Annotated in this window: 1 protein-coding gene; it reads left to right on the forward strand. The window is 62.4% G+C overall.

The window, feature by feature from the left end; genetic code table 11:
* Window positions 1-242: SpoIIE family protein phosphatase (locus tag ACLJNW_RS27995; protein WP_410961871.1), on the forward strand; the 242-nt coding region annotated here is incomplete at both ends.

Below are 242 nucleotides of genomic sequence, written 5' to 3' on the forward strand. Positions count from 1 at the left end.
GCGTTCTACCTGGCCGACGTTTCCGGCCATGGCGCTTCCTCGGCCTTCGTCACGGTGCTGCTGAAGTTCATGACCACGCGCCTGCTCTATGAGTCGAGGCGCAACGGCACGCTCCCGGAGTTCAAGCCGTCCGAGGTGCTGGCGCACATCAACCGCGGCCTGATCAACACCAAGTTGGGCAAGCACGTGACCATGCTCGGCGGGGTCATCGACCTGGAGAAGAACAGCCTGACCTACAGCAT

The sequence above is a fragment of the Salmonella sp. SAL4457 genome (genome assembly GCF_046548235.1).
Taxonomy (GTDB): Bacteria; Pseudomonadota; Gammaproteobacteria; order Enterobacterales; family Enterobacteriaceae; genus Salmonella; species Salmonella enterica.